The 25,661-nt window shown below is 68.9% G+C and carries 2 protein-coding genes; both read left to right on the top strand.

What is annotated here, in order from left to right; all coding sequences use genetic code 11:
* Positions 1-558: 558 nt before the first annotated feature.
* On the top strand, positions 559-24,882 hold the full coding sequence (locus ACFWFP_RS09855) for a non-ribosomal peptide synthase/polyketide synthase (protein WP_379294344.1): 24,324 nt from the start codon (positions 559-561) through the stop codon (positions 24,880-24,882).
* Positions 24,882-25,655 (top strand): FkbM family methyltransferase, encoded by a 774-nt coding sequence (locus ACFWFP_RS09850; protein WP_379294343.1) that lies wholly within the window; start codon positions 24,882-24,884, stop codon positions 25,653-25,655. The genes ACFWFP_RS09855 and ACFWFP_RS09850 overlap by 1 nt, the downstream gene beginning before the upstream one ends.
* The last annotated feature ends 6 nt before the right edge of the window (positions 25,656-25,661 follow it).

Here is a 25,661-nt window from a genome sequence, read left to right as displayed (position 1 = left end):
GGTCTTACGAGAGAGTGTCGAATGTCGACATGACGGCAATCGCTGGATTCGGTCAATCGATCAGTTCGACGTGAATTGTTGGCAAAATTTGCCGATCACGCTGGGGATGTGCAGAATCGAGGTCGAAGATCGCGCCATGGCTGACCGGTCCACATCGAGAGCGGCAGCGCTACGTTCGCGACTCCATCGCTTCTACCTTTGGTGATGTCGAAATATTGATTTCGCACGGAATGTCCGGATTCGCGATCGACCTGATTTGAATTGTTACTAGGGTGTTCCCGATAAATCGTATGCCGGTTGTTTGCTGTCAGGCTAATGTCGGGGAGATGTTTCGAGTAGGAATCGACTGGGTACCGCACGTCGCGGACCGTCGGATCGATGTCCACCGGATCCGTTCGGTCCTGAAAACAGCAAGGGGAATACGTATGGCTGCTCGGCAGTAAATGGACCCGCATTCGGCGGTTGTGGTACACGTTGATGCGTGGGGTAGGAAAGCGCACGGATCTCCGTACTCGGAGTCCGTGCTAGGTCGATAGCCGTGCGAGGGGTCGGGTAATCATGGAGTCTGTCGAGAGCTGTGCCGGTAATCAGGATCTTATTCCGCTTTCCTCTGCGCAATATGGCATGTGGTTCGCGGACAGCGCGCATGGTGGACCGGCGACCAATATCGCGCAGTACGTCGAGATCGAGGGGCGGATCGACATCGCCCTGTTCAACAAGGCGGTGCACGAGGCCGCCGAAGAGACCGAGTCGCTCATGGTGCGGGTGGTCGAGGTGGAGGGGCACCCCTACCAGGTCGTCGACCGCGGCATCACGTTCAACGAACTCGTGCTCGACTTCGGCGCGCACAGTGATCCGATGGCCGCGGCGCTGGCATGGATGCGCCACGATTACACCCGACCGGTCGACATCACCCGAGATCAACTCGCGGTCACGCGGCTGATCAGAATCGGCGAAGACCGCCACCTGTGGTACGCGCGCGCCCATCATCTCGTGATCGACGGCTATGGCGCGTTCAGTGTGTTGTGCCGGGTCGCCGAGCACTACAACGCGTTGTCGGAAGGCAGGCCGCCTGCTCGACTGGTGGCCGCTGACCTGCGCGAAATCGCCGCGGGGGAACAGGCTTATCGGGACGGCTCCAGGTTCGAGGCCGATCGCCGGTACTGGCTGGACAAGGTCGCCGACCTGCCCGCGCCCGCTAGCCTGTCCGGCCGGTCGGCGCGCGCGGGAACCGTGGATGCGGTGGCGGCGCGCGAACTTCCGGCGCGGCTGTGCGCGCTGCTCGATCGTCGTTCGGCCAAGCTCGACGCGTCCGCCGCGCAGGTCGTCGTCGCGGCGTTCGCGGCCTTCTTCACGCGGATGACCGGCGCCGACGAGGTGGTGCTCTCGGTCCCGATGAGCGCCCGAGTCACCGTGAAGCTGCGCAATGCCGCGGCGATGCTGGCCAATATGGTGCCGATCCGCTGTGCGGTCGATGACGCGACCACGGTGGCACAGCTGGTCAAGGCATCGATCAGCGAGCTGGTTTCCGCGCTGCGTCATCAGCGCTACCGCTTCGAGGATCTGCGTCGCGAATCCGCATCGATCGACAACTCCGCCAACGCTTTCGGGCCCGTCCTCAACATCTTGTTCTTCGACTCCGAGATCCGTCTCGGCGACGCTGTCGGGCGCTACCACGCGCTCACCTCCGGTGCGCTCGAGGATCTGCAGATCAACCTCTATCGGACCGGCCCCGACGCGCCCCTGCTGATCGAGCTGCACGGCAACGACAACCTCTACAGCCAGCGCGATATCGACGCGCACGCCGACCGATTCATCGATTTCCTGCACCGGTTCATCGAGGCAGGCTCTGACGAGCGGGTGGTGCAACTGCCGCTGGTGTCCGCCGCGCAGGAGCTCTCGATCATCGGAGAGTCCGCCGGCGCCGAAGGTGTCGCCCCGGTGGAAACGCTGGTGGATTCGCTGTCGCGACAGGCTCATTCAACCCCGCTGGCGGCGGCCGTCACCGCCGGGAGCGCGACGATCACGTATCGGGACCTCGACGAGCGTTCCACCCGGCTGGCTCGGCGTTTGATCGCCGGTGGCGCGGGTCCGGGTGCGCTGGTCGCCATCGCGCTTCCGCGTGGCACCCAGATGATCGTCGCGATGCTCGCTGTCCTGAAATCCGGTGCCGCGTATCTGCCGCTGGATATCACCCATCCGCAGGAGCGGCTGGAATACGTTATCAGCCAGGCAGATCCGGCTGTTGTCCTGGTCGAGGAGGACCGACTGCCGGCTGGTCGGGGCCAGACGCTGGTCCTCGGGCCGGATGACGACCTCGAAGGTGCCGCGATCCCGATCACCGATGACGAGCGCACCGCACCACTGCGACCCGACGACGCCGCCTACGTCATCTTCACCTCCGGTTCCACGGGGCGGCCGAAAGGCGTGGTGATCAGCCACCGCTCGGTCGTCACCTACTTGGCGAATGCGTGCGCCGCCCTCGATATTCGGGCCGACGATGTGTGGACATGGCTGCACTCGGTGGCCTTCGACTACTCGATCTGGGAGGTTTTCGGGCCACTCGTCACCGGCGGTCGCGTCGTGGTCGCCGATGGACCGACCACCCGCGCGCCCGAGGAGCTGGTGCGCCTGACCGTCCGCGAACGCGTCACCGTGTTCAGCCGAACTCCTTCGGCCTTCTATCAATTCGCCGCGGCTCAGCGCCGCTACCTCGCGGCGGGTGCGCCCGAGGGTGAGCCGGCGCTGCGGTTGGTCGTGCTGTCGGGTGAAGGTCTGGACCCGGCGGCGTTGGCGCCCTGGTACGTGGACAACCCGGACGGCCCGATCGTGGTCAACAGTTACGGCATCACCGAGACCACCGTGTTCGTGACCCACGCCGACATGAACGCCGATCTGGCGGTACCAGGCGCGCCCAGCGTGATCGGCACGGCGCTACCCGGCCTGCGCACCTACGTGCTGGATCGGCGTCTGCGGCCGGCGCCGGTGGGCGCGTGGGGCGAGATCTATGTAGCGGGCACGCAATTGGCCCGCGGCTACCTCGGTCAAGCCGCGTTGAGTTCGGGTCGTTTCGTCGCCGACCCGTGGGGTGCGCCGGGGGAGCGCATGTATCGCAGCGGGGATGTGGCCCGCCGCAATCACCACGGCGATCTCGAATACCGCGGGCGCGCCGATCAGCAGGTGCAGCTGCGCGGGTACCGCATCGAACTCGACGAGGTCCGTGCCGCGCTGCTGGCGCATCCGGCAGTGGCCGCGGCCGCGGTGGTGGTGCATCGCGCAGGCACCGACGCGGCGCGGCTGGTGGGATACGTCGTACCGGCGGGCGCCGACTGCGAGGTCGATGCCGTTGTCGCACAGGCGGGTTCGTTGCTGCCGGAGTACATGATCCCGGCCGTCGTGATGGTCGTCGACGAACTGCCGCTGACGGTGAACGGCAAGCTCGATCTGCGCGCGCTGCCCGAACCGGCCGCCGGGCGCACCGCGAGCTATGTGGCGCCGCGGAGCGAGACCGAAGAGATCGTCGCGCACGTCTTCGCCGAGGTGCTCGGGGTGGACCGGGTCGGCGCGTTCGACAGCTTCTTCGAGGTGGGCGGCAACTCGCTCACCGCGGCGAGCGCCGTCGCCCGAGTCGCCGATACCACCGAATGCGCACTGTCGGTGCGTGATCTGTTCGGCAACCCGACAGTGGCGGGCTTCGCCGAGTCCGTGGGCCGCGCACGGCGCCGGGTACGGCCCGCGCTGACACCGATCGCGCGCGACGGCCTGTTGCCGCTGGCTCCCGCACAACACCGGATGTGGTTGATCAACCGCGTCGACCCGGAGTCCGCCGCCTACAACATCCCCCTGGTCCTGCGGCTGGCCGGGCGGCTCGACCCCGCCGCACTGCGCGCGGCGCTGGGCGATGTCCTCGATCGCCATGAGTCGCTGCGAACCCGCTATCCCGCCCGCGACGGCCACGGTGTGCAGGAGGTTGTGTCGGCCGAGGCCGCTCTGGCCGACTTCGACTGCGTCCCGCAACAAGTCGGGGAAGACCGGCTTGCCGACCGGATCCGCGAACTGACTGTCGATGGCTTCGATGTCTGCGTTCGACCGCCGCTGCGCGCGGACTTGCTCACGACCGGTCCCGACGCCTACGTGCTGGTGCTCGTCCTGCACCACATCTGCTGTGACGGTACGTCGTTGGCGCCGCTGGCGGCCGACTTCGCCGCCGCCTATGCGGCGCGGTCGCAGGCGATGGCGCCTGAGCAGGTGCCGCTTCGGGTGCAGTACGCCGACTACGCCGACTGGCACCGTCGTCTGCTCGGCGACGAAGCGGATTCGGATTCACTCGCCGGTGACCAGTTGCGATACTGGACAACCCAGTTGGCCGATGCCCCCGCCGTGCTCGAGCTGCCGACCGACCGGCCGCGGCCTGCTCGCCGTTCGATGCGCGGGGAGGCCGTCACCACGCAGCTCCCCGCCCGGACCTACGCCGAGATCGAGCGACTCGCTCACGCCGCGGACGTCACCCCGTTCATGGTGGTCCACGCCGCGCTCGCCGTTCTGCTGGCCCGGCTGTCGGGAACCGGCGACATCGTCATCGGCGCGCCGCTGGCCGGTCGCGGGGAGCCGGATCTGGCTCCGCTGGTGGGAATGTTCGTCAACACGGTGGCATTGCGCACGCCGATTGGCGGCGACGAGTCGTTCACCGCATTGCTCGAACGTGTCAAGGACATCGACATCGACGCCTTCGCGCACGGCGACCTGCCCTACGACCGGGTCGTGGAAGAGCTCGATCCGCGGCGCTCGGCGGCCTATGCGCCGGTGTGCCAGGTGTATCTGGCCTTCGACAACACCGAACTGCCCCGCCTTGCCCTGCCCGGCCTCACGGTGGAGGTCCTCGATCCGGTCGCCGAACCCGCGAAGGTCGACCTCGTCGTCACCGTGGGCGCGAACGCCGCGGACACCGGCGCGGTCGCGGTGCGCATCAACTACGCGACCGATCTGTTCGACCCCGCCACCGTCGAGCAGATGGCCGCACGGCTGGGCCGAATCCTGGACGCGGTGGTGGCGAACCCCGCCGTGGCGGTGGGTGATGTGGAACTGCTGTCCACCGCCGAACGCGCTGCGCTGCACCCGGTTCGGGGTGCCGTCGCGGTACCCGGCGTAGCGCTGGCGGAGCTGCTGGCCCGAGGTGTCGCGATCTCGCCGGCGGGTCCGGCCGTGGTGTCCGGGACGCAGTGCCTGGACTTCGCGGAGTTGGACGCGCTGTCGAACCGGTTCGCCCGGCGGCTGCTCGACGAAGGAGCCCGACCCGGCGAAGTGGTGGCGATGGTCCTGCCACGCTCGGTCGATTTCGTGGTCGCGGTGTGGGCGGTGGCCAAAACGGGTGCCGCTCTGGTGCTGATCGACCCGCGCAACCCGCGGGATCGGGTCGGCTCGATGCTCGCCGACAGTGCGCCCAGAGTGGTGTTGACCAGCGCCGAAGTCGAGGGTGCTGCCCCCGAGGGGCCGTGGACTTTGCTGGTGGTCGCGGACCCGGTCTCGCGCTCCATCACCGCCGAGTTCTCGTCCGCGCCGGTGACCGACGCCGACCGTGGCAGGCCCGTGCACCCCGGCGACGTGGCGTATGTGATCTACACGTCAGGGACCACCGGTGTGCCGAAGGGCGTCGAGGTCACCAACCAGGGGCTGGCGAACTTCGCCGCCGAACAACAGGACCGCTACGACGTCGAGCCGAGCGTGCGAGTGCTGCAGGCCGCCGGTCCGGGGTTCGACGCGGTGATGCTGGAGGTTCTGCTCGCCCACCCCGGCGGCGCGGCGCTGATCGTGTCCCCGCCCGATGTCTACGCGGGCGCCGAACTGGCGGAACTCGTTCGGGCACAAGGGGTTACCCATGCCTTCCTGACGCCGACTGTGCTCGCCTCGATGTCGCCGGAGAACCTGGAGTGCCTGCGGGTACTGGTCTCCGGCGGCGAAGCCCTCACGGCCGAGCTCAGCGCGACCTGGGCGCCGGGGCGTCGGCTGTTCAACGGCTACGGACCCACCGAGACCACGATCATGGTCGCGATCAGCGATCCGATCCCCGAGCAGGGTCCGATCACCATCGGCGGGCCCATTCGCGGGATCTCCGCGCAGGTCCTCGACTCCCGGATGCGGCCGGTGCCGGTCGGTACGGCGGGCGAACTCTATATCGGCGGCGTGCAATTGGCGCGCGGCTACCTCGGCCGGCCCACGGCGACCGCCGCCAGTTTCGTCGCCGATCCTCGCGGCGCGGGCACCCGCATATATCGCACAGGTGACCTCGTCCGCTGGACCTCGGAGCGGACCATCGAGTACCTGGGCCGCGCGGACCACCAGGTGAAGATCCGCGGGCAGCGCACCGAGCTGGGGGAGATCGAAGCCGTACTCGCCCAGGATCCCGCAGTGACTCACGCCGTCGTCGTGATGCACGGCAGTACCGGAGCCGACCGCCTCGTCGGCTACCTGGTCGGCGCGGGCGTGGACGCGGAACAAGTGCGCGCGGCCGCGCGCGACCGGCTTCCGGCGCACATGGTGCCCGATGTGTGCATGGTGCTCGACCGATTCCCGCTGACCGCCAGCGGCAAACTCGATCGCGCCGTACTGCCCGAGCCGGTGTTCCCGCAGGCCGCCGAGCACATCGCGCCGCGCACGCCGTCCGAACAACTCGTCGCCGGTGTCTACCGCGATGTGCTCGGCGCAGCGCACGTGAGCGCGCTCGACAACTTCTTCGACCTGGGCGGCAATTCGCTCACCGCGACCAAGGCCGCGGCACGGCTGTCCGATGAATTCGGCACCGACATCGCGGTGCGGGTCCTGTTCGAGATGCCGACCGTCGACGCGCTGGCTCGCGAGCTGGATTCGGCTGGTGGACAGTCTGATCGGGGATCAGTCCATCGTCGGCTGGTGCCACAGCAGCGTCCGGATCGGATTCCGCTCTCGCCCGCGCAGACCAGGATGTGGTTCCTGAACCAGTTCGATACCTCGGCGGCGGTCTACAACGTGCCTGTCGTCGTACGGATCTCCGGTCCGCTCGATGTCGATGCTCTTCGGTCGGCTCTGGCCGACGTGATCGTCAGGCACGAAACGCTGCGCACCCGCTATCCGGACAGTGACAGCGGACCGTGGCAGCAGATCCTGCCCCCGGCATCGGCACCGCAGCTGCAGTGCCGCGAGATCACCGAGACCGAGATCGCCGAACAGATCGCGCGGGAAACCTCCCTCGGCTTCGATGTGAGCGCCGAGGTCCCGATCCGGATCGCGTTGCTGCGCACCGCCACCGAGGAATGGACCGTGGTGCTCACCGTGCACCACATCGCCATCGACGGATCCTCGCTCGCGCCGCTGACCGCCGACCTGGCCGCGGCCTACCGGGCGCGGTCGGCCGGCCAGGCGCCCGCCTTCGCGCCCCTGCCGGTGCAGTACGCCGACTACACGCTGTGGCAGCGGCGAAATCTCGGAACCCAGGAAGACCCGGCCAGTGTGACCGCGGACCAGATCCGGTACTGGATCGCGGCGCTGGCCGACCTGCCGCAGATGCTGGACCTGCCGACCGACCGACCGCGTCCGGCGCGGCGGTCCTTCCGCGGGGCGACCATGTCGGCCACGATTCCGGCCGACCTGCACCGCGACGTCATCGCCCTCGCCCGCCGTCACGACTCGACGCTGTTCATGGTGACCCATGCCGCGTTCTCGGTCCTGCTGGCAAGGCTGTCGGGCACCGGCGACATCGCGGTCGGCACTCCGGTCGCCGGGCGTGGAGAGCCCGCCCTCGACCCGCTCATCGGCATGTTCGTCAACACGCTGGTGTTGCGCGTGCAGGTCGATCCCGCGGCCCCGTTCACCGAGGTGCTCGGGCGGGCCCGGGAATGCGATCTCGGCGCGTTCGACAATGCCGCGATCCCGTTCGAACAGCTGGTGGAGGTCCTCAATCCGGCGCGCAGCACCGCGCACGAGCCACTGACCCAGGTCGGTTTCTCGTTCCAGAACATCGATGTTCCGACGCTGCGCCTGGGCGGGCTCACGGTGTCGGCCGACCTCGTCGAACCGGGCGTCGCCAAGTACGACCTGCATCTCACCCTGGTCGACACGGTCGACGCCGACGGCGCTCCCGGCGGCATACAAGTCGAATTCGGCTATGCGACCGATCTTTTCGACGAAACCACGATCGCGCCGATCTTCGAGCGGTTCGTCGCCGTCCTGCGCGGAATCGTCGCCGATCCCGCCGCACCCGTAGGTGACCTGCCACTGCTCAGCCCGCGCGAACTCGACGAGCTGGTGCTGCGCGAGTCCGGCCCCCACGCGCCCCCGGACGGCGCGACGATCGCGGATCTGTTCGCGGTGCGGGTCGCGGCGACACCGGAACGCCCCGCGATCGTCGACGCCGACAGCGGTGATGTGCTCACCTACGCCGCGTTCGGCGCCGAAGTGAACGCGCTGGCACGAGAGCTGATCAGCCGCGGTATCGGGCCGGGAAGCGTGGTGGCCGTGGCCGTGCACCGCTCGGTCGAGCTGCTCACCGCGCTCTACGCCGTGCACGCGGCAGGCGCCGCCTATCTCCCGCTGGATCCCGGTCATCCCGTCGATCGGCTGCGCACCGTCCTCACGTCCGCCCGACCCGACGGGGTACTGATCGGCGACGACATCGACCTGCCGGCACAGGTGCCGGTCTGGCGTCTGCCGGATCTCACCGCGCCCGCGTCCGACACCACACCGATCACCGACGCCGATCGGATCAGGCCGCTGCGCCCGGACGATCTGGCGTACGTCATCTTCACCTCGGGGTCGACCGGGGTCCCCAAGGGTGTCGCACTCACCCACGCGGCAGTCGTCAACCAACTCCGGTGGCTCACCGGGCATTACGAGATCCGCACCGACGACGTACTGCTCCTGCGCACGCCCGCGACCTTCGACCTGTCGGTGTGGGAACTGTTCACCGCATCCACCGCCGGCGCCGCGCTGGTCGTCGCCGGGCGCGACGATCACACCGACCCCACCGCCGTCGCAGGGCTGATCGCTCGGCACCGCGTGACCGTGGTCGACTTCGTTCCCTCACTGCTGTCGGCGTTGCTCGACATCGCCACCCCGGACGATCTCGCCACCGTCCGCCAGGTGCTGTGCATCGGTGAGGCGTTGGACTCCGCGACCGTTCGCCGGTTCCGCGACGTCAGCGCAGCACGCATCGACAACCTGTACGGCCCGACGGAAGCGGCTGTCAGTGTCACCGCCCACGAGATCGGCGAGCTCGACGGACCCGTCGTGCCGATCGGCACGCCCGAGGCGAACGTCGTCACACGGGTGCTCGACGCCCGGCTGCGGCCCGTCCCCGCCGGCGTGACGGGCGAGCTGTATCTCGGCGGAATCCAGCTCGCCCGCGGCTACCATGCCCGCGCGGACCTGACGTCGACCGCGTTCGTGGCCGACCCGTTCGGCTCGACGCCGGGGGCACGCCTCTATCGCACCGGCGACCTGGTCCGCTGGGACACGGCAGGCCGGCTGCGGTACGTCGGCCGTCGCGATTCCCAGGTGAAGATTCGCGGCCTGCGCGTCGAACTCGGCGACATCGAAGCAGCGCTTCTCGCCCACGAACACATCGATGCTGCGGTCGTGCGGGTCCATACGGTCGCCGACGGACAGATCCTGGTGGCCTACGCCGTCAGCGACGAGGCGGTCGACCCCGACTCGCTGCGGACGTACCTGCTGTCGCGCCTGCCCGCGTACATGGTGCCCGCCCAGGTGATTCGGATCGACACGATCCCGCTCACACCCAACGGCAAAATCGACTACCGTGCCCTTCCGGTTCCCGACACCCGCGCCACCACGACCCGATACCGCGCTCCCAGCGGGCTCACCGAGGAAACCATCGCCGGGGTGATCGGCGAACTGGTGCAGACCCCCTGGGTCGGGGCCGACCAGAACTTCTTCACCCTCGGTGGCAATTCGCTGCTGGCAACCCGCGTGCTCAGCCGCATCGGCGAAGTTCTCGGCGTGATGATTCCCGTGCGCGCCATCTTCGAAGCGCCGACGGTGGCGGAGCTGGCCCGGTGGGTCGAGCGGCAGCGCGCCGTCGGCGACATCGCGGGACCGGTGGCGAAACCGCGGCCCGAGCGCATCCCGCTCTCGCCCGCGCAGAGCCGGATGTGGCTGCTCAATCAGCTGGACCCCGAGTCGGCGAGTTACGTGGTGCCCCTGTCGATCCGCCTCGACGGCGAACTCGATATCGAGGCCATGTCGGCCGCGCTGCGCGATGTCATCGAACGGCACGAGATCTTGCGCACCACCTATCCGGCCCACGACGGCACCCCCGCGCAGCTCGTTCTGCCCGCCGATGACGTCGTCGCGTCCTGTGATCTCGTGGTGCACCCGGTGTCCGCCGACGAACTGCTCCCACGGCTGACAGACTTCTTCGGCACCGGCTTCGATGTCTCGGCGGGCGCCCCGTTGCGAGTGGCCTTGTTCCGGCTCACCGAAACCGCGCACGCGCTGGCGCTGTCGGTGCATCACATCAATTGCGACGGCTACTCGGTGGCGCCGCTGGCCGCCGACATCATCGAGGCCTACCGCGCACGCCGGATCGGTGCTGCGCCCGAATGGACGCCGCTACCAGTGCAATTCGCTGATTACGCCCTGTGGCAGCGCGAACTGCTCGCCGCGCCCGACTCCGCGCCGGGCCGCGACCTGCTGTACTGGCGTACCCAACTCGCGGGGATCCCGGATGTACTCGCGCTGCCCACCGACCGCCCGCGCCCGCTCGAGCAATCCCACCGCGGCGCGACCGTGCACACCCCGGTGCCTTCCCGGGTGGCCGAAGCCGTGGCGGACTCGGCGCGGCGCAGCGGGGTGACCCCGTTCATGGTGGCGCACACCGCCCTTGCCGTCCTGCTCGCGCAGTTGTCGAGCAGCGACGACATCGCCATCGGCATCCCCTATGCGGGTCGCGGCGACCGAGCCCTCGATCGCCTCGTCGGCATGTTCGTCAACACGCTGGTCCTGCGCACCCGCGTGCGCCCCGACCAGCGGTTCGCCGACCTGATCGAATTGACGAGGCGTACCGACATCGAAGCGTTCGATCATGCGGCCGTTCCGTTCGAACAGCTGGTGGAAGTGCTGAATCCGGCGCGTTCGACGGCACATTCGCCGCTGTTCCAGGTGATGCTCGCCTACCAGAACATGGCGCCCGCCCAGCTCGAGGTGCCGGGGCTCGAGGTCGGCGGCATCGACGTCGGCGCCGACGCGGCGATCTGCGATCTGCTGCTCATGATCACCGAGGACCGGGGCCCGCACAACGAGATCACGGGCATGAACCTGCGCCTGACCTACGCCACCGACCTGTTCGACGACGCCACCGCGCGCCGGTTCACCGACCAGTTCGTGCGCGTTCTGGACGCGGTCACCGCCGACGAGCAGATCATCGCCGGGGAGATCGACCTCGCCGACGAAACGACCCGCGATCGGCTGCTGCGCCCGCAGGACGCACCACTGGTGAGCGCGGACCGAACGCTGGTCGATGCCTTCGACGAGCAGGTAGCACGCACCCCGGACGCTGTCGCTGTCCGAGTGCCCGGTGGCCGTGGCCTCACCTACCGTGAATTCGACGACTCCGTGAACCGCCTCGCCCGCCACCTCATCGAGCTCGGCGCGAGTCCCGAAACGACCGTGGCCGTGGCGATGCACCGCTCGATCGACCTGATCACCGCCGTCTACGCCGTCGTGAAATCCGGTGCCGCCTTCGTTCCGCTCGACCCGGACCACCCCACCGCGCGGCTGGCCCATGTCCTGTCGGTGGCCCGGCCGCTGCTGGTCGTCACCACCTCTGGCGACGAGAGCTCGCTTCCCGACGACATCGAGCGGGTCCGCCTCGACGGACTGGACCTGAGCGCGCGCCCCGGCGGGCCGATCGGCGACGACGAACGCCGCGCACCGCTGCGCGCCGGCAACGCCGCGTACGTGCTGTTCACCTCCGGCTCGACCGGCGCACCGAAGGGCGTCGCGCTCACACACGCCGCCACGGTGCACCAGTTGACCTGGGCGCAAAGCGAATTCCCGCACGACGCGTCGGATGTGGTGCTGCACAAGACCCCGATCACCTTCGACATCGCGGTGTGGGAGTTGTTCTGGCCGTTGCAGACCGGCGCGCAGATCGTGGTCGCCGAGCCCGGCGGCCACCGCGACCCCGCCTACCTCGCGCAGGTCATCGCGGACGAGCAGATCAGCACGGTGCACTTCGTCCCGTCGATGCTCGACGTGCTGCTCGAGCATCCGGGCACGACACGGCTGCCGTCGGTCCGCTATGTCTTCCCGGCCGGTGAGGCCCTGGCCCAGCGCACCGCCGAACGCGCACAGCAGGTGTTCGACCGGGCTCAGGTGGTCAACTGGTACGGCCCCGCCGAAGCGGAGGTCGTGACGGCCTACCGGTGCACAACGGATTCCGACGCACCGCAGAGCGTTCCGATCGGATACCCGGTGTCGGGGATGTCCGCCTCTGTGCTGAACGCGCGGCTGCGGCCGGTTCCTGTCGGTGTCGCCGGGGACCTGTACGTGTCCGGTGCTCAGCTGGCTCGCGGCTACCAGGGCCGTCCCGACCTGACCTGCGGTGTGTTCCTCGCCGACCCGTTCGGGGTGCCGGGGGAACGCGTGTACCGCACCGGCGATCTGGCGCGCTGGACAACCAGCGGCACGCTGGAGTTCCTCGGCCGCAGCGATTTCCAGGTGAAATACCACGGTCAACGCGTCGAGCCCGGCGACATCGAAGCCGCCATGCACTCGATCGACACGATCGCCCACTCGGTCGCGATCGTCACCGAGGACCGGATCACCGCCTACGTCACGCCGGCGCCGGGCGTGACGCTCGACGGGCCGGACATCCGACGCGAGCTCACCCGGTTGCTGCCGTCCTACCTCGTCCCCGGTGCGGTGCTGGTGCTGGACACCCTGCCGCTCAACGCGAACGGCAAGCTGGACCGCGCCGCGCTGCCCCGCCCGGACTTCGACGAGGCGGAGGAGTTCGTCGCCGCGCGCACCGATCGGGAATCGGTGCTGGCCAAGATCGTCGCCGAGATCGTCGGCGCCGATCGGGTCAGCGTCGCCGCCGACCTGTTCGACATCGGGGTGAACTCGCTGTCGGCTGCCCAGATCGCCGCTCGCGCCGAAGCCGCCCTGCGGGTGCGCGTCGGTGTCCGCGACATCTTCGACGCGCTCACCATCGGTGCGCTGGCCGAGCGGATCGCGCTGCGCGACCGGTATGCCGGCGTCCCGCTGGTGCGCCGCACCGACCTCGCCGAGATCCCGCTGGCGGCGGCGCAGCGACGTATTTGGATCCTCAACCAGCTCGACCCCACCTCCGGTGCCTACAACATCGGATTCGCCGCGCGATTGACCGGTCCGCTCGATGTGGCCGCATTGCGCGCGGCGATGCTCGATGTGGTGGCGCGCCACGAAACCCTGCGCACGATCTATCCCTCGGTGGGTGGGCGAGCACGTCAGCTGGTCCAGGACAGTGCGGTCGGTGCCGTGGATATCGAGATCGCCGTCCTCGACGACCCGGCGCTGCTGGCCGAGCGGCTGCGTGCGGCGGTCGAGTCCGGCTTCGACATCGCCACCGACACCCCGGTCCGCGCGCGGCTCTATCGCACGGGCGCCGAGGAACACGTGTTGATCCTGGTGGTGCACCACATCGCCGCCGACGGCGCGTCGATGGCGCCGCTGGCCCGAGACGTGTTCGCCGCCTATCGGTCTCGCCGTACCGACACCACACCGCTGTGGCCCCCGTTGCCGGTCGACTACGCCGACTACGCGGTCTGGCAGCGTGACCTGCTCGGTGCCGAGGACGATCCCACCTCGCTGTCGGGCCGCCAGATCGCCTACTGGCAGCGGATTCTCGCCGATGCTCCCGAACTGCTCGCACTGCCGACCGACCGTCCGCGGCCCGCGGTATCGACGATGGACGGCGGCAGTATCGGCTTCACGGTCGAGCCGGCGCTGCACGGTGCCGTGGCCGACCTCGCCCGCCGCGAGGGCGCCACGGTGTTCATGGTTCTGCACGCCGCCCTGGCGATCCTGCTCGCGCGCACCGCCCACACCGACGACGTCACGATCGGTACTCCGGTGAGCGGTCGCGGCCGCCCCGAACTCGACGATCTGGTCGGGATGTTCGTCAACACGGTCGTCCTGCGTACCCGCGTCGCCGAGCGACGGTCCTTCCGTGCGTTCCTGGCCGAGGTGCGCGGCACAGATCTGGAGGCGCTCGCGCACGCCGACGTACCGTTCGAGCGTCTCGTCGAGGTGCTCGACCGGGCCGGGTCGACTGCGTATTCGCCGCTCTACCAAGTGCTGCTCGGGTTCCGCAACGCCGACCCCGCGCGCTTCGAACTCGACGATATCGACGTCGAGGTGCTCGATCCCGTGGTGGCGCAAGCCAAAACCGATCTCACGGTGCTGCTGAACGAGCGCTCCGACGCAGCGGGCATCGACGGTGAGATCGTCTACGCCACGGATCTGTTCACCGCGGCCACCGCGACCCGGTTCGCCGACCGGCTGCTGCGCGTGCTCGCCATCGTCACCACCCAGCCCGACATTCCGCTCGAGGCCATCGACCTGCTGAGCCCGGAGGAGGTCACACACCTGCTCCCCGCCGGGCGCGAGATCGCCGTAGTGCCGAAAACGCTGCCCGCGCTGCTCGCCGTCGCTGCCGCCGACTCGATGGCGACCGCGCTGATCGGTGCCGACGAAACCGTGACCTATGGTGAACTCGACCGGCGATCCGATCAGCTCGCCGTGCTGCTGGCACAGGCAGGCGCGGGACCGGGAACCTATGTCGCCCTGGCTGTCCCGCGGTCGGTCGCCTTCCACGTGGTGCTGTGGGCGATCGCGAAAACCGGTGCGGCGTTCATGCCGCTGGATCTGCGTTACCCCGCGGACCGGTTGGCGCACATGGCCCAGGATTCCGGCGTCGGTCTCGGGGTGACGCTGGGCGCGGCGCGCTCCGCACTGCCGGACACCGTCGAATGGCTGTGCCTCGACGACGAGCAGGTGATCGCTGAGCTGTCCACCACGACAACAGATCACCGTTTCCAGCAGGCACGCCTGGACGATGCCGCCTACCTGGTGTACACCTCCGGCTCGACGGGCACGCCGAAGGGCGTGGTCGTCACGCACGCGGGCTTGTCGGCTTTCACCGCCGAAAAGGGTCAGCACTATCAGGTGGATCGAGCGTCGAGGGTCCTGCAGGTCGCCGCACCCGCGTTCGACGCGGTGATGATGGAATCGCTGATGGCGTACGCGGCGGGTGCCACCCTGGTCGTCTCGCCGGCCGAGGTGTTCGCCGGGGCGGAACTGACCGAACTGATTCGCACACACGAGGTGTCGCACGCGTTCCTGACACCCAGCGTGCTGGCGACCCTGCGGCCCGAAGGTCTCGACGCGCTGAAGATGCTCACCATCGGCGGCGAGGCACTCTCGGCCGAACTCGTCGCCGCCTGGGCGCCGGGCCGCCGCTTCCACAATGTGTACGGTCCGACCGAGACAACGGTCGCGGTGTGCGTGAGCGCCGAGTTGCTGCCCGGTGATCCGATCACCATCGGCACCCCGATCCGCGGGGTGCGCGCGGTCGTGCTCGACCGTCGGTTGCGGCCGGTACCGGTCGGCGTCGTCGGCGAGCTGTACCTGGCGGGCAATGCGCTGGCGCGCGGCTACCTGAATCGGCCGGGGACGAGCGCCGGTGCGTTCGTGGCCGATCCGTTCGGTGCGCCGGGCACCCGGATGTACCGCACCGGTGACCTGGTGCGCTGGAGCGCCGAGCACACCATCGAATACGTGGGTCGCGCCGACTTCCAGGTCAAGATCCGTGGTCAGCGGGTGGAACTCGGTGAGATCGACGCGGCGCTTGTCGCCTGCCCGAACGTCGCCTCGGCGGTCACGGTGAGCGGGCACGGGCGTGCCGGGCAACCGACGTTGGTCGGCTACCTGGTGGCCGCCCAGGGGCGAACGATCGACACGGCCGCGATCCGCGACCAGATCGCGGGCGCACTGCCCGACCACATGGTGCCCGCTGTGCTCATGGTTCTCGACGAGATGCCGGTGACGTCGACGGGCAAGGTGGATCGACGCGCACTGCCCGAACCCGATGCCGAGGTGTCGGATTCGGGTGTGGCCGCTGCGGCGACCGCGTTGGAGGCGACCATCGCGGGGATCTTCGCCGAGGTGCTCGGTGTGGCCTCGGTGGGTGTGGACGAGTCGTTCTTCGCGAGCGGCGGTGACTCGATCATGTCGATCCAGCTGGCGTCGCGATTGAAGACCGCGGGCGTGCTCGTGACGGCACGCGACATCTTCGAGCACCGGACCGTTCGTGGACTGGCCGCCGTGGCAGGCGACGCCGGACGGGTGAGTCTCGAGGAACTTCCCGGCGGTGGCATCGGCGAGGTGACGCGGACCCCGATCGTGTCCTGGTACCTCGACCGTCCCGCCGGTGACCGGTTCGCGCAGTCGCTGCTGGTCGAGCTGCCCGGCGATGCGCGCCCGGCCGATGTGGTCACCACTGTCCGAGCGGTGCTGGATCGGCACGACATGTTGCGTGCGCGCGTGAGTCTCGCACACCTGGAAGTGTTGGCGCCCGACGCGATCGACGCCGAGCGGCTGGTATCGGTGCGTGAATTCGGTGCCGGGAGTGTCCCCGGCAGTGCGGGTTTCACGTCATTGATCGAGGATGCCCTCGAGGAGGCTTCGGCCGCGCTGAACCCCGTGGACGCCGTCATGATGCAGGTCGTCTGCCTGCTGCCCGAGCCCGGTGTGGTGTCGCGGGGGCGCGCGTTGATCGTGATCCACCACCTGGTGGTCGACGGTGTCTCCTGGCGCATCCTGATCCCCGACTTCGTCTCCGCGTGGCAGCAGGTCGGCACGGGGCGAACGGTCGAACTGCCCGAAGTCGGCACATCGATGCGCCGGTGGGCCGAGGCCGTGTCGTCCGCCGTCGACAGCCGTACCGGCGAGCTGGCGCTGTGGCAACGGATGGGGTCACGCCCTGAACCGCTGCTCGGGCGCGCACCGCTCGACCCGGCGGTCGACACGCACGCCACGGTCGAACGGCTGACGCTGGCGCTGCCTGCCGAGCTGACCGCCGCCCTGCTGGGTGCGGTGCCCCGCGCCGCGCATGCCACCACCGACGACGCCTTGCTCGCGGGTCTCGTTCTCGCACTGGGACGTTGGCGCACCCGGCGCGGTGTCGAGCACTCCGGTGCGCGCATCCTGCTCGAAAGCCATGGGCGTGAAGAGCAACTCGCCCCGGGCGCCGATCTGTCCCGCACCGTCGGCTGGTTCACCAGCGCCTACCCGGTGGACCTCGACGTCGACGGCACCGATCCACGTGCCGCGGTGAAGGCGGTCAAGGAACAGCTGCGAGCCGTGCCCGACAAGGGCATCGGATACGGCATGCTGCGATACCTGAACCCGGCGACCGCCGACCAGTTGGCCTCCCTACCCGCACCGCAGATCAGTTTCAACAATCTCGGCCGGGCAGGCGTCGACATCTCGGCACTGTCGGGACTCGCCTGGATTCCCGCCGACGAGGAATTCGACCACCAGGGCTCATTCGACCCGGACATGCCCGCGGCCGCCACACTGGCCGTCGACACCAGCATCGTCGATACCCCCGACGGTCCTACCCTCGGCGTGCAGATCGGCTACGCCGCACGGCTTCTCGATCGTGAGGACGTCGATGAACTCCTCGACGAGTGGACAGCCGCCCTCGGACAGATCGCGGAAGCGTCGGCACGAGAACACGATTGGGGCCTGTCCCCGTCCGACGCCCCGCTGGTCGCGCTGACCCAACAGGACCTCGACTACTTCACTGAACGATACGGCCCGATCGAGGCCGTCTGGTCGATGGCGCCGTTGCAGGCGGGGCTGCTGTTCCACGCCGAGCTCGCCGCAGGCGACCTCGATGTGTACACGGCGCAGTCGGAGATGACACTCACCGGGCCGGTCGACGAGGTCCGGTTGCGGCAAGCCGTGGCGGACTTGCTGCATCGGCATCCGAACCTGCGCGCGGCGTTCACCCGAACGATCGATGGTGATGTCGCGCAGGTCGTTCCCGTGGAGTCCGTCGTGCACTGGCGCCGCATCGAGGCAGTCGAGGCAGCGCTGCCGGAGATCTCGGCCGTTGAACGCGAAACCGCGTTCGACCCGGCCGATCCGCCGCTGGTGCGATTCGTTCTCGTCGCTGTGGCCCCCACCGAATTCCGGCTGATCCTGACCGCGCACCACCTGCTGCTCGACGGCTGGTCGCTACCGTTGCTGCTGCGCGACCTCGTCGGGCTGTACGCGGCAGGCGCGGATGCCGCCCTGCTGCCTCCCGCGCCGTCCTACGGCGACTACCTGGCCTGGCTGGACCGGCGCGACAACACCGCCGGTGTCGAGATCTGGCGCGAGACCATGGCGGGCTTCACCGAGCCCACCCTGATCGCGGACACGGTCGGCGAGGCCACTGTCGAGGTGCCGACCGACCTGAGCATCGATCTCGACGACGACATCACCGCCGCCCTCACCACACTCGCCCGCACCTCGGGCGCCACGATGTCGACGATCGTGCAATTCGCGTGGGCGACGGTGCTGGCCAACCAGCTGGGCCGCGAGCGGATCGTGTTCGGCGAGACCGTCTCCGGTAGGCCGGCCGAGGTGCCGGGCGTCGAGTCGATGATCGGGCTGTTCATCAATACGCTGCCCGTTCCGGTCCTCGTGCGAGGTGACCGGACCATCGTGGCGGCGCTGGAACAGTTGCAGACGGACAAGACCCGGCTGCTCGACCACCACCACGTCGAACTGTCCGGCATCATGGCCGCGCTCGGCGGCGGACAGCTTTTCGACACCCTGGTGGCATTCGAGTCCTACCCGGTCGACAGCAGCGGACTCGGTGACGCGGACATCGACGGAGTGCGGGTCACGGAGGTGGTCGGCACCGATGCCGCGCACTACCCGATCACCGTGCAGGCCCACCACACCGACACCTTGCACATCCGCCTTCGGTATCAGGCGGCTCGCGTCGCCACCGTGACCGCCGCCGGGCTCGCCGCCCGGGTCGAGCGGGTCCTGCGCGCCGTCGCCGCCCACCCGACCGGGCGCGTCGGCGATATCGACCTGCTCTCGGCGGCGGAGCGTGCGGCACTGGTCCCGGCCAGGGGCGCCGACCGGGTGACTCCCGAACCGTTGACGGACTTGCTGCGCCACGGCGTGACCCGGCACCCCCACGGTGCGGCGGTGCTGTGCGGGACCGAGACGGTGAGTTTCACCGAGCTCGACACCCGGGCACATCGGCTGGCGCACTGGCTGGTCGAGCACGGTGTCGACACGGGGGACACCGTGGGGGTGGTGATGCCGCGGTCGCTGCCGTTGATCACCACGATCTGGGCGCTCGCCGAGATCGGCGCCGCGTGTGCCCTGCTCGACCCACGCAACCCCGACGAGCGGCTCGCGGTCATGCTGTCCGACTGTGCTGCCCACGTCGTGGTGACCGTCTCGGAGGTGAGTGCGGGAGTGCCGGAAGGTGAGTGGGCGCGTCTGGTCGTCGACGATCCGGCGGCCGAGCGCGAGATCGCGAGCCGACCGGCACAGGCGGTGGAACGGACGGTCCGCGACACCGACCTGGCCTATGTCATCTACACCTCCGGAACGACCGGCACGCCCAAGGGCGTCGCGGTGACCCAGGCGGGAATGGCGAACTTCGCCACCGAGCAAAAGGAGCGGTACCAGGTCAGCCCGGATTCACGGGTGTTGCAGTGTGCCGCACCAGGATTCGACGCGGTCATGCTCGAAGTCCTGATGGCGCACCCGCACGGCGCGGCGCTGGTCATCGCGCCGCCCGACACCTACGCGGGTACGGAGCTGGCCGGGCTCATCCGCGACAACGCGGTCACCCACGCCTTCCTCACTCCGACCGTGCTGGCGACCATGTCGCCAGACGGGCTGGACAGCCTCACGGTTCTGGTCGCGGGCGGGGAAGCCGTGTCTGCCGAACTCTCCGCGCGCTGGGCACCGCGACGCCGCTTGTTCAACGGCTATGGACCCACCGAGACGACCATCATGGTCGCCATCAGCGACCCACTCGCGCCGACCGAACCGATTACCCTGGGCGGTCCGATTCGCGGAACATCCGCGGTGGTGCTGGACTCCCACCTGCGGCCCGTGCCGATCGGGGTGACCGGCGAACTGTATGTCAGCGGCGTCCAGCTCGCCCGCGGATACCTCGGCCGCCCCGGCGCCACCGCCGCCGCCTTCCTCGCCAACCCCTACGATCCGGGCACCCGGATGTACCGCACGGGCGACCGAGTCCGCTGGACCGCCGACCACACCCTCGACTACGTCGGGCGCACCGACCATCAGGTCAAGATCCGTGGCCAGCGGATCGAACTCGGCGAGATCGAGGCCGTTCTCGCCGAACACCACGCGGTCACCCACGCGGTAGCGCTGCTGCGCACCGACGACAACGGCACGGACCGACTCGTCGGCTACCTCATCGGCGACAGCATCGACCCCGAGCACGTGCGGGTATCGGCACGCCGCCGGCTACCGGCCCACATGGTTCCCGACATCTGCGTTGTGCTGGAACAGGTTCCGCTGACCACCACCGGCAAACTCGACCGCGGCGCACTGCCGATGCCGAGCTTCGCCGCCGCCGGATACCTGGCGCCGAGCGACCCGACCGAGCACCTCGTCGCCGACCTCTGCGCGGAAGTGCTCGACCTGCCCCGAGTCGGCATGCGCGACAACTTCTTCGACCTCGGCGGCAATTCACTGACCGCGACCAGGCTGACCGCTCGACTGAGCACCGCGCTCGGCATCCGGGTGACGGTGCGCGACCTGTTCGAGTACCCGAGGATGGCCGACCTCGCCGCCCGGCTCACCGAACGTGACCACATCGAACGCCCGGCGCTGACCCGGCGGCCCGACCGCGGCCCGGCACCGCTCTCGCCGGCCCAGCAGCGGATGTGGTTCCTCAACCAGCTCGACGCCTCGGTCGGCGCCTACAACGTGCCACTGGTGATCCGGTTGACCGGCGATCTGGATATCGCCGCGCTGCGGACCGCCTGCGCGATGGTGCTCGGCCGCCACGAGTCATTGCGCACGAAATTCCCGGTGGTCGACGGCATTCCGCGGCAGGAGATCGTCGATGTGGACGAGGTCGTGCCCGACCTGATCCCGGTGGCGATCGAGGAATCGGTGCTGCCGAAGGCCGCGGCGGCGGTCCTGTCGCGCAGCTTCCAGGTCACCGAGGCACCGCCGGTACGGGCCGAACTGTTCGATCTCGGCTCCGATGAACACGTGCTGGTGATCGCCGTGCACCACATCTGCGCGGACGGGCTCTCGATGATTCCGCTGGCCCGCGACGTCGCCGCCGCCTATCACGCGGTGACCACCGCGAGCGCGCCCGCCTGGCCACCGCTCCCGGTCCAGTATCCGGATTACGCGCTGTGGCAACACGATCTGCTCGGCGACGAGCACGATCCGCAGTCGCTGCTGTCCCGTCAGCTGGACTATTGGCGCGATACCCTCGCCGGGCTGCCCGAACTGCTCGAACTGCCGACCGATATGCCGCGTCCGCCGGTCGCGTCGATGCGCGGCCGGATCATCGACTTCGACATCGAGGCACGACTGCAGGAGCGGATCGGCACGGTCGCGCGGGCCGCGGGCGCGACGCCGTTCATGGTGGCCCACGCCGCGCTGACCGTCCTGCTGGCGCGGCTGGCGAACACCCGCGATGTCGCGGTGGGCACCCCGGTCTCGGGGCGCGGGGAACGTGAACTCGACGACTTGATCGGCATGTTCGTCAACACCGTCGTCCTGCGCACGACGGTGTCCGCCGATCAGCCCTTCGATGAGCTGCTGGCCGAGGTGATGGCCGGTGACCTGGCGGCACTGGCGCACGCGGAGGTCTCCTTCGAGCAGGTCGTGGAGGCGCTCAACCCGCCGCGTTCGACCGCGCACCTGCCGCTGTACCAGGTCACGATCGACTACCAGAATCTCGATCAGGTGGTCCTCGAACTGCCGGGAATCTCGGTGGAACCGGTGGAGGACTACATCGAGCAGGCGCAGTCCGATCTCAATGTGAAGCTGGTCGAGCGATTCGACGCCGACGGTAACCCGCTGGGCATGCTCGGCCGATTGACCTACGCCACAGACCTGTTCGTCGAAGAGTCGATGGAGCGGTTCGCGCACTGGTATCTGCGGATCCTGGAGGCGGTGACCGCGGATCCGCAGGCGATCATCGGCGACATCGAGTTCATGCAACCGCAGCAGCGCGACGAGGTTCTCGATGCGGCGGGCGTGGCGGGCGTGCACGTTCCCAAGGAAACGATCGGTGGATTGTTCGCACGGCGCGTGGATATGGCCCCGGATTCGGTCGCGGTGACCGATGGGACGACGGTCCTGACCTACGCGGAGCTGGATCGGCGCGCGAAGTCTGTTGCCGCCCGACTGATCGCCGCCGGTGCGGGCCCTGAAACACTGGTCGCCGTCGCGTTGCCGCGCTCGGCCGAACTGGCGATCGGGCTACTGGCTGTGGTCATGGCGGGTGCGGGTTATCTGCCCGTGGATGTGGCCTATCCGGCCGAGCGGCTCCGGTTCGTGCTCGACGACGCACGACCGGTAGCGATGCTGACCACGTCGGCATCGGCATCGCAGACACCCGAATTCGACGGGCCGACAGTCCTTGTGGAAGACGACAACGACATCGACAGTGCGCCCGGCGTTGCCGCGCTTGCGGACAACGTCGCCTACATGATCTACACCTCGGGCTCGACCGGCCGGCCGAAGGGTGTCGCGGTCACCCACCGCGATGTGGTCACCCTGCTCACCCACACCGCGCAGAAGTTCGATGTCGGGCCCGACGACGTCTGGACGCTGTTCCATTCCTACGCTTTCGATTTCGCGGTCTGGGAGATGTGGGGCGCCCTGCTCTCGGGTGGGCGCCTTGTGGTCGTCGACTACGACACCACGCGCACGCCCGACGCCTTCGTCGAGCTCGTGGCGCGCGAACAGGTCACCGTGCTCAGCCAAACCCCGTCGGCGTTCTACGGATTCGCCGACGCGGAGCGCCGTTATCGTGGCGAGGGCGGCGCCGGGCTCGCCCTGCGCTACATCGTGTTCGGCGGCGAAGCGCTCGACCCGTCCCGGCTGACCGGCTGGTTCCTCGCGCACCCGGCGGGCACGCCGACGCTGGTCAACATGTACGGCATCACCGAGACAACCGTGCATGTCAGCTACGCCGAGGTCGATCAGGTGGCCGGGGGCGGGATCGGTCGCGCCCTGCCCGGCCTGTCGGTGTACGTGCTCGACGCGCGGTTGCGGCCGGTCCCGGTCGGCGTCGCCGGTGATCTCTACGTCGGCGGCGGCCAGCTCTCGCGCGGTTATCACGGGGCGAGCGCGCTCACGTCGGGCCGGTTCGTGGCGGATCCGTTCGGCACGCCGGGTAGCCGCCTGTACCGGACCGGTGACGTCGGCCGGTGGCGCCGCGGCGGGCACGGACTGGAACTGGACTACCTCGGGCGCGCGGACGCGCAGATCCAATTGCGTGGTTTCCGTATCGAATTGGGCGAGGTGGAATCGGCGCTGCTCCGCCATCCCGGCGTCGCCCAGGCGGCAGCCGCGGTGCATCGCCACGCCATGGACGTCGACCAGCTGATCGGTTATGTCGTCCCCGTCGACGGGCAGGAGCTCGACCCGGCGCGGGTCCGCGAGACCGCCGCCGACCTGCTCACCGGCTACATGGTGCCCTCGGCCATCGTGGTGCTCTCGGCGCTGCCGGTGACGGTCAACGGCAAGCTCGACCGAAAGGCCTTGCCCGCACCCGACTTCGACCACGCTGCGGACGAATACGACGCGCCGCGAACACCGTCCGAGATCGCGATCGCCGAGGTCTTCGCACGCACCCTGGACGTGGCCGTGGTCGGTGCCGGTGACGGCTTCTTCGATCTGGGCGGCAACTCATTGCTCGCGACCATGGCGGTAGCGGAGCTGCAGGGCCGTGGCGTGCGACTCGAACTGCCGTGGATGTTCGACGACGCGACACCGCGGGCGCTGGCCCGCAGGGTCGATGAGGCCGAGGGCAGTTCGGGCATGCAGGTGCTGCTGCCCTTGCGGCCCGCGGGCGAGGCCACCCCGCTGTTCGCGATCCATCCGGCGGGTGGGCTGGCCTGGTTCTACGGCGGACTCGTCGGACATCTGCGTGGTGACCGGCCGGTGTTCGGCCTACAGGACCCGCACGTCGTCGCCGCCGAGCCTGCGGCTACGTCGATCGATGAGCTCGCGCACCGCTACGTCGACGAGATCCGCCGCACCCAGGCCGCTGGGCCGTACCACCTGCTCGGCTGGTCGCTCGGCGGCGAGATCGCGCACGCGGTGGCGACACAGCTGCAGGAACAGGGCGAACAGGTCGCGCTGCTGGCCATGATGGACAGCGCGGTCGGTGCGCCACCGATCACTCCCGGCACCGATTCCGCGCCGGGGGAACTGATCGCCGATCTGCTCGGTGGCTGGCGGGAACTGTTCGACCTCGGCGACACCGTCACCGCGAGCACCACCGAGCAGGCGTGGCAGGTGGTGCGCGACCAGATCGCCGGCACCGGCTTGTTCAGCGCCGACCAGGTCGACCGGGTGATGGAGAGTTTCTCCACCGCGGGCGAACTCGCCGGCGACTACCACCCGCGGATCTTCGACGGTGACCTGATCTTCTTCACCGCAGGCAGAGACCGTGACGACACCGAGGCCGTCGCGCGGACGTGGCAACCGCACGTCACCGGCCGGATTCACAACACTGTTCTCGACGCTCGCCATCTCGAGCTGACCCACCCGTCCGCGTTGGCCGTGATCGGCCCGATTCTCGAAGGATTCATGAACTGATGACGACACGGCAGCAACTGCGCCTCGACGACGGCCGCACCGTCACCTGCACGAGCCCCGCCGAAGCGCGCATGCTCTGGAACGAAATGATCGTCGACGGGTACTACCGCCAGGCCGCCGCCACCCTGCGGTCCGGTGATCTCGCGGTCGACATCGGCGCCAATATCGGGCTCAGCGCGATGATGTTCGCCGAAACGCGCCCCGGTGTCCGCGTGATCGCCGCCGAACCCGCTCCCGCCACCTTCGACTGCCTGCACCGCAATATGGCGGCCCACGTGCCCGGCGGTGTTGCCCTCGAGGTCGCCGTGGGCGCCGCACCCGGTGTGCTGCCGTTCACCTGGTACCCCCGCGCCACCGCGAACTCGAGTCTGTATGCCGATCGTGGTGCCGACGACGATGCGACGAGAACCTTTCTGCGCAACAGCGGCCTGCCCGACGACGCGATCACGCTCATCACCCGCGGCCTGCACGACGGGGAGCAGATCGATGTCGAGGTCACGACGGTGTCGGCGATCCTTGCGCAGGAAGATCCGGCCGCCGAAATCGGCGTGCTGAAGATCGATGTCGAGCGCGCCGAATTCGATGTCCTGCTGGGTATCACCGAATCCGACTGGTCCCGAATCCGCGCGGTCGTGGCCGAGGTGCACGACCGTGACGGCCGCCTCGCCGAATTCTGCGAGGTCCTCCACCTCCACGGACTCACCTCGCGCACCAGGCAGGACCCGTCGCTGGCAGGCACCGAACTCCACGAGGTGTATGCCGTGCGGGTATGACCGCAC

Origin of the sequence: Nocardia sp. NPDC060249 (assembly GCF_042728755.1) — a bacterium.
In the GTDB taxonomy this organism is placed as follows: Bacteria; Actinomycetota; Actinomycetes; order Mycobacteriales; family Mycobacteriaceae; genus Nocardia.
Note: the sequence above shows the minus strand (reverse complement) of the source record. Positions and strands in the feature narration are given on the sequence as shown.

Bases quoted from the DNA above. Each gene is read 5' to 3' on its own strand.
- ACFWFP_RS09855 (WP_379294344.1), top strand. From the start codon at position 559: ATGGAGTCTGTCGAGAGCTGTGCCGGTAATCAGGATCTTATTCCGCTT.
- ACFWFP_RS09850 (WP_379294343.1), top strand. From the start codon at position 24,882: ATGACGACACGGCAGCAACTGCGCCTCGACGACGGCCGCACCGTCACC.